Origin of the sequence: Robertkochia solimangrovi (assembly GCF_007279655.1) — a bacterium.
GTDB lineage: Bacteria > Bacteroidota > Bacteroidia > Flavobacteriales > Flavobacteriaceae > Robertkochia > Robertkochia solimangrovi.
On sequence record NZ_QKWN01000005.1, the window covers coordinates 52,703 to 58,983 of the forward strand.

At 38.6% G+C, this 6,281-nt stretch carries 5 protein-coding genes; all 5 read left to right on the forward strand.

Features of this window, described 5'->3' with window-relative positions; all coding sequences use genetic code 11:
• The first annotated feature begins 194 nt into the window (after positions 1-194).
• Positions 195-896: a hypothetical protein gene (locus DMZ48_RS08510; protein WP_143954710.1), complete on the forward strand. Its 702-nt coding sequence runs from the start codon at positions 195-197 to the stop codon at positions 894-896.
• Entirely contained in the window at positions 883-1,638 is a 756-nt protein-coding gene (locus DMZ48_RS08515; RefSeq protein ID WP_143954711.1) for a hypothetical protein, read from the forward strand. The genes DMZ48_RS08510 and DMZ48_RS08515 overlap by 14 nt, the downstream gene beginning before the upstream one ends.
• 282 nt (positions 1,639-1,920) lie before the next feature.
• Positions 1,921-3,933 (forward strand): M13 family metallopeptidase, encoded by a 2,013-nt coding sequence (locus DMZ48_RS08520; protein WP_143954712.1) that lies wholly within the window; start codon positions 1,921-1,923, stop codon positions 3,931-3,933.
• A gap of 319 nt (positions 3,934-4,252) precedes the next feature.
• Positions 4,253-5,002: a hypothetical protein gene (locus DMZ48_RS08525; protein WP_143954713.1), complete on the forward strand. Its 750-nt coding sequence runs from the start codon at positions 4,253-4,255 to the stop codon at positions 5,000-5,002.
• Positions 5,003-5,035: 33 nt separating this feature from the next.
• On the forward strand, positions 5,036-6,109 hold the full coding sequence (locus DMZ48_RS08530) for a TlpA disulfide reductase family protein (protein WP_143954714.1): 1,074 nt from the start codon (positions 5,036-5,038) through the stop codon (positions 6,107-6,109).
• The last annotated feature ends 172 nt before the right edge of the window (positions 6,110-6,281 follow it).

The following is a 6,281-nucleotide window of genomic DNA, read 5'->3' on the forward strand; positions in this document are numbered from 1 at the left end:
AACATAATTTCTTAGAACTTCATAAGTATACAGCTCATTTACCCAGACTGCATAATCTTAATAGTTAGTCATTCTTTATGACAACCCGCTAAATAGAAAAGTTTTGAAAACCGATCTTTCCAAAGATTCAATACTGGGTATTCCATTCCCGGATTTTATCAGGAAATCTATATATTCGGGGCATTGAAATACACATGAAGGATATCTTAATCATTATACTGGTAATTCTGATCTACTTTTCGCCTGTTTTTTATCAACTGTTCATTGTAATTAAGGAGAATAAAAAAGGGAATAAAGTTCCTTTAGGAAAGCTGAAAAGAATACTCAAGATCAGTCTCATGATCATTGTTCCACTGCTGATCGCATTTGCGCTTTTAATACGTGTAAATTATTTAAATTATGAAAGACCGATGACCTTTGACAAATATGATCAAATCACGTTTGAGAATTTCAGAGGCCTTGAATTTTTCAGAAAATCCCTCTATGGAAATGAACGCTTTGCCTATGTGGTTACTACTATAGAAACCGATATAAGTAATGATGGCGTAACGATTGAATCGCTATTTCATCCTTCGCGTTCATTTGTGTATAAAAGAAATATTTTTAGTGAGGACCTTTTGTCTCATGAAAAATATCACATAAAAATCACTGAGCTTTTTACTCGAAAAGCAAAGAAGAAAATTGCAAAACTGGATCGTTATGACAAAGAGAGAATTGAAATGATCATTGACGACATGTATGCTGATGTTCACGACTATCAAAAAGAATATGATTATAACACTTTCCATAGCTATGTATGGAGTGAACAAAAGAGATATGAAAAAGAAATTGATAGTTTATTAAATTTACTGGCTGAATATAAAAAACCCAAAATTCAATTCAATGAAAAGAATTAACCTAATCCTACTCCTTCTAACCTGTTTTATTTCTACCCACTGTACAACGGAAAAGCATCAATTCCCGCTAGACAAAAGATACTGGGATCTTGTTGATTATGAAGCGTCCATTCTTGAATTAAACTATGGCTATGACACCGATGAAAAACTCCCAAATTTTAATGATCCGGAAACAAGACTCATTGTAGAAAAACTTACAGATCATCAAAATTTTAAGGTAGTATTGGATGATGAAGAACTCGGATTGAAACACAGGAATGAATACGCTCAGAAATTCTTCACCCAATGGAAAAATATGAGTAAGATCTATAAAGATCAGGATAGAAAAGATCAATATTTATACGATAAGGAAATGCTGGCAGTTTGGCATTTTGGATTGGATCTTCAGGTCAGATATTTTACGTTAGCCAACACTGAAATTAAGGAAAGTGCAGATGATCCGAATGCTAGTAAGGTTTCATATACTCTCAACAAAAATTTAGAATCCATGATCAACAACTATTTGATCTATATGGATGAGCTCAACAATGAAAAAGCATTTTCAGAGGAAGGTAAAGAAATACTTGCAGAAGGAATCGATACTTATTTCACCGAACTAGTAGAGATCTATCCAGAAGCAAATTTTGATAAAATGAAAAAGAAGGCTGAATTGATGTTGAAGAAAAGTGAATCTGATAAAGTAAAATCATCCCTCGAAAGATTGATCGATCTAATCGATTCAAAAAAAACAGCGAATCTCTGAGGTAATTTATATAGGTACTGCTCATTGCGGATTGTGAAATCGATGAACTTTAATACACCCAGTTCTTTCGAATTCAACAATCTCCCAATGAAGTATTTCATAGTTATCATGTAATTCCTCGTTTTTCACAATATTTTGCAATTCTGCTCTTACAAATTCAATAAAATATTCTTTTTTAATATCTTAGAAACTGCTTTTAACGTAACTAATGGGCAACATAAGAACACCAGTAACTGCTATTGATGTACTTATGTACGGCCTGATAAACTGAAACCACCAACCATGAAAAAAATTTTAATCCTTTTTGTTCTGGTACTTGCCGTTCAGGCTTGTTCCACTGAACCTGAAAAGAAGATCGTGAAGATCGAAGGTATCGACACCAGTCTTCGGCCCGGAGATGATTTCTTCAAATACATGAACGGGATCTGGTACGACTCTGTTCAAATTCCTTCCACCCAGGCGGGAGTGGGTGCTTATATGTTTATGAATTACCCACAGCGTATCCGCCTTCAGGGGTTGCTGGATAGTATTTCCAAAAGTGAGAATCCGGATGGTAGTATCGCCCAAAAAGTAGGTGACTTCTATGCCTCTGGAATGGATACTGCTGCCATCAACAAAAAAGGATACGAGCCGATAAAACCGGTATTGACTTCAATCGAAGCCATCAACGACATTCCCGCAATGATCCAATTCATCGCCGATCAATATAAGGTTTATAATTCCTCCTTATTCCGTTTCCGAATAGGACCGGACGACAAGAACAGTTCTATGAACATAGCTCATGTCTACCAAACAGGACTCGGACTTCCTGACCGGGATTATTATTTTAAAACGGATCCTTCCACGATTGGAATCCAGGATGCTTACAAAAGCTACCTGAAAAGCCTTTTCGAACTGACCGGAAGTGATTCTGCAGAAGCAGCAAAAAGTGCAACAGTGGTTTATGATATCGACAAACAATTAGCTGAATCGCATAAGACCAGAATAGAAATGCGGGATGTAAAAGCCAATTACAACAAAATGGCTGTTTCCGAGCTGATCGAAAGTCAGCCAAATCTTGAATGGCAAAATCTTCTGAAAAGCCTCGGAATGAAAACCGACTCTATCGATGTTCGTCAACCCGGTTACTATAATACGCTCAACGAACTGTTACCTAGTGTTGCCTTAGATGACTGGAAGACGTACTTAAAGGCAAAGTCGATTATGAATTATGCGGATAATCTCAGTGCTCCCTTTGTCGATGCCAAATTTGCATTCAATAAAGTGATTTCCGGACAAGACGTTCCAAAACCAAGGAGTGAAGAGATGACGAGTGCGGTAGACCGCCTTTTAGGAGATGGGCTGGCGCAGCTGTATGTAAAGAAATATTTCCCGGAATCCGCTAAAAAGAGAATGCTTGACCTGGTGAACAATTTGCAAAAAGCCTATGCTGCCCGAATCGACAAGCTGGAGTGGATGAGTGACAGTACCAAGATAAAAGCCAAAGAAAAATTATTTGCGATCACCAAAAAGATCGGGTATCCTGATAATTGGAAAGATTATTCCGATCTCACTATCGTTGCTGATGATTATTTTGCCAATATCATCGCTGCGAATTCCTTTGATTATCAGTATGACCTTTCAAAATTAGGGCAACCGGTAGATAAAAAAGAATGGTTCACAACACCTCCTACGGTTACTGCCTATAATAATCCTTCTGCCAATGAGATCGTATTTCCAGCAGGAATCCTTCAACCGCCCTACTTTGATAACGATGCCGATGACGCACTGAACTACGGAGGGATCGGTATGGTGATCGGACATGAAATCACTCATACTTTCGATGATCAGGGTGCTCAATTCGATAAAGACGGGAATGTGAAAAACTGGTGGACAGCGCAGGATTATGAAAAGTTTAAAGAGAAGACCCAACAAGTGATCGACCTGTACAGTACTTTCACGGTATTAGACTCGATTCACATCAAAGGAGCTATGACCGTTGGGGAAAACACAGCCGACCTCAGTGGGGTAGCCGTAGCATATGACGCCTTTAAAATGACCGCTGAAGGACAGGATACAACGAAAATTGATGGCTATACACCCGATCAGCGATTCTTTATGTCGGTAGCCAGAATTTGGCGGGTAAAAATGAAGGATGAATTCTTACGTCTTTGGATCAATAACAACCCGCATTCTCCACCGATGTGGCGTGTGAACGGACCCCTGATGAATATCCCGGGATTCTATTCGGCCTTCGATGTACAACCCGAAGACAAGATGTACCTGCCGGAAGGGGAACGTGTTTCTGTTTGGTAACCGTACCACTTACGTTCTAATGATGACAACTTTGGATATTTGAATAGAGTCCGGGAAAACCTGGCTGCTCCGGGCACGTATATAATTACGTAATACTTTCTTCTGAATAGAATAAGAGCCGATTAATTTCCATAATCGGCTCTTATTTTTTCAAAAATCAACGAAAAATCTGTCATATTAACTCTTTGATTATTACCAGTAAGAGAATATTTTCCTATATTCCCCTATTGATTTGAGTCATGGATGTCTGAAACTCTACATCCTACTATTTCTCCCCCACCCGACTCATCAAAGAATTCAAATATTTAAGATTCATTTTATGAGTAGACTCCTTATGCTTCCCCTGATCATCTTTGCCATATCCTGTGGAAAAAAGGATGAAAGGATACAAGTCATTGAAGAAACCGATCTGACACCGCAACAAATCGATTCGGTGCTCGATGAATATAGTTTCGAATACTCGAGAATCGTTATGATCGACAGTATTGAAAAGGTGATTTTACCCATTACAACCCAACGATCCTCCGGAAGTACTTTTCCCCGGTATAGTAGCAAATTTGACAGCGAAGCGGATAGCTATCCGAATTACTGGAACTTCATTTTTTATGATATCAAAAGTGGCAGCGCCCGGTTACTAACCAAAAAGAAAACCCGAATCTCCGAATTCGAAACCAATTTTTACAGGGTTGGCCCCCTTCTGAAAAAAAGTGTTTTGTATAAGTTGGCCGATACCGATTTCAATAAGGATAACAAACTCACCTCTGAAGATCCTCTGCAACTCTGCATAACAGATCAGGATGGTGAAAATTATCGTCGTTTAAGTCCGATCACAGAACACCTTGTGGAATACCATATCGTACCAAATACCGATAAAATTATTTATAAGACTTTAAGAGATACCAATAATGACCAAAAATTTGATGTAAAGGATGAGGGAATCTGGTACATCATTGATCTTTCAAAAGACTCAAAACCTATTGAACTGATAAATACCAAGGAAAGAAAAGAAATTGAGAATCTCTATTTCAAACAATGGCTGGTTAAGGAAAAAGAGGAACCCGCTATTTAATTGAACCCGTTTTACAACGCAAACCATAACCCTATGAAATTCAATCTCATCGCAATCACCCTTACCCTATTCTTCATTTCCTGTGCATCGGAAACGAAGGAATCTTTCGTGCTTACCGGTCAAATAAATGTTGACTTCGATTCCTATATCTATTTGAAATATGAAGACAAACTGGATAGTGCGCTTGTTACTCAATCCAGATTTACCTTTACCGGACAAGTTGATCATCCTACAGAGGCAACCGTCTACCCGGTTTCTCCAAGTTTAAACACAACATCTGGTATTACCACATTTATGCTTGAGAATGGTGAGTTAGCACTCTTCCTCCTGTATTCGGAGGCCACATACCGTGGTGAGGAGATCAAACTGATAGATACTGACAGCGTTTCCGGTTCTGCTTCTCAAATACTTAAAGAAGATTTTGAAAAGAATATGGAGCTCACCTTTCATAATCTGGAAAATGACAGCTTAAAACCAGCCATACTTTATAACAACCTGAATGAATTTGTCAGTAAAAATCCGACCTCAGAACTCGCCGGAAAATATGTAGCAGAATTTAATAGTGTTTATGATTACTTAACTGAGAAACAACTAATCTCACTTATAACTAAGATCGACACTTCATTTCAAACGAAGAAAGACCTGATCTATATTAGAAATATGATCGCAAGAGAAAAATCTCAGGCTATAGGTGCTACACCACCTCAACTAATTCTCCCGGACAATAAAGGCCTGGTGATCGATTCAGAATCCCTGAAAGGGAAATTTGTATTGCTAGAATTCTGGGCTTCATGGTGTGCCCCTTGCAGAGACAATAATCCGGCACTTCGGGAGATCTACGGATCCTCGTCAAGGGATGATTTTGAGATTCTCGGAATATCCATCGACAAGGATAAGGAGGCATGGCAAAATGCCATCGCAGAAGATGAACTACTCTGGCCACAAACCATCGATTCTCTTGGAACCGCCGAAACCGATTATTATATCACCACGATCCCCTTCAATCTCTTGCTTGACAAGGAAGGAAAGATCATCGCCAAAGACTTAAAACCTAAAGAACTGAAAGAAGTACTTAACGAATTGATGCCGATGACTTCCGGGGTGTGAGCGTGCAACGCAGGCAATTGGTCTATTTGTAGATTTTACCTTGGAGCTTCACTTTTCTGAATTCCGTTTTCTCCATCAATTCTCAATTCGTTTTAGTTACGCTGTTACATGTTACCTTGTGAAGCAGTATGCAGTAAGCGGTATTCTGTATTAACTCTTAATTCTTAATTCT

What these genes read in the sequence shown, in the direction of transcription:
- DMZ48_RS08510 (WP_143954710.1), top strand. Translation starts at nt 195, where the DNA reads ATGAAGGATATCTTAATCATTATACTGGTAATTCTGATCTACTTTTCG.
- DMZ48_RS08520 (WP_143954712.1), top strand. Translation starts at nt 1,921, where the DNA reads ATGAAAAAAATTTTAATCCTTTTTGTTCTGGTACTTGCCGTTCAGGCT.
- DMZ48_RS08515 (WP_143954711.1), top strand. Translation starts at nt 883, where the DNA reads ATGAAAAGAATTAACCTAATCCTACTCCTTCTAACCTGTTTTATTTCT.
- DMZ48_RS08525 (WP_143954713.1), top strand. Translation starts at nt 4,253, where the DNA reads ATGAGTAGACTCCTTATGCTTCCCCTGATCATCTTTGCCATATCCTGT.
- DMZ48_RS08530 (WP_143954714.1), top strand. Translation starts at nt 5,036, where the DNA reads ATGAAATTCAATCTCATCGCAATCACCCTTACCCTATTCTTCATTTCC.